The 1190-nt window shown below is 47.2% G+C and carries 1 protein-coding gene; it reads right to left on the reverse strand.

All coding sequences use genetic code 11. From position 1 onward, the window contains the following. Positions 1 to 6 precede the first annotated feature (6 nt). Positions 7 to 1190: elongation factor Tu (gene tuf / locus R7035_RS25560; RefSeq protein WP_017822038.1), on the reverse strand; the 1184-nt coding region annotated here is incomplete at its 5' end.

A 1190-nucleotide genomic window follows, 5' to 3' on the forward strand; every position in this document is an offset into this window, starting at 1 on the left:
TATGAATTAGTCGAAGATCTTAGCAACAACACCAGCACCTACTGTACGGCCACCTTCACGGATCGCGAAACGTAGACCTTCGTCCATTGCGATTGGTGCGATTAGCTCTACAGTCATCTGTACGTTGTCGCCTGGCATTACCATTTCTACGCCGTCTGGTAGCTGGATGTCACCAGTTACGTCAGTTGTACGGAAGTAGAATTGTGGACGGTAGCCTTTGAAGAATGGAGTGTGACGACCACCTTCATCTTTAGACAGTACGTATACTTCTGATTCGAACTTAGTGTGTGGAGTGATTGAACCAGGCTTAGCTAGTACTTGACCACGTTCAACTTCGTCACGCTTAGTACCACGTAGAAGTGCACCAACGTTCTCACCTGCACGGCCTTCGTCTAGAAGCTTACGGAACATCTCAACACCAGTACATGTAGTTGTAGTAGTGTCTTTGATACCTACGATAGCAACTTCGTCACCTACAGTTAGGATACCACGCTCGATACGGCCAGTTACTACTGTACCACGACCTTGGATTGAGAATACGTCTTCGATAGGCATTAGGAATGGCTGATCTACCGCACGCTCTGGCTCAGGGATGTAAGTATCTAGAGCTTCTGCTAGTTCAACGATTTTCGCTTCCCACTGCTCTTCGCCGTTTAGTGCGCCTAGTGCAGAACCTTGGATAACTGGTAGGTCATCACCTGGGAAATCGTATTCAGATAGAAGTTCACGAACTTCCATTTCTACTAGTTCTAGTAGCTCTTCATCGTCAACCATGTCACATTTGTTCATGAATACGATGATGTATGGGATACCAACCTGACGGCCTAGTAGGATGTGCTCACGAGTTTGTGGCATTGGGCCATCTGTCGCAGCAACAACTAGGATACCACCGTCCATCTGTGCAGCACCAGTGATCATGTTTTTAACATAGTCAGCGTGTCCTGGACAGTCAACGTGTGCGTAGTGGCGTGATGGAGTGTCGTACTCAACGTGAGAAGTTGCGATTGTGATACCGCGCTCACGCTCTTCTGGAGCGTTATCGATAGATGCGAAGTCTTTAGCTACACCGCCGTAAACTTTAGCAAGAGTAGTACAGATAGCTGCAGTTAGAGTTGTTTTACCGTGGTCAACGTGGCCGATAGTACCAACGTTAACGTGCGGTTTCGTACGTTCAAATTTTTCTTTAGACA

Source organism: Vibrio sp. 1731, from assembly GCF_033339955.1.
Lineage (GTDB): Bacteria > Pseudomonadota > Gammaproteobacteria > Enterobacterales > Vibrionaceae > Vibrio > Vibrio alginolyticus.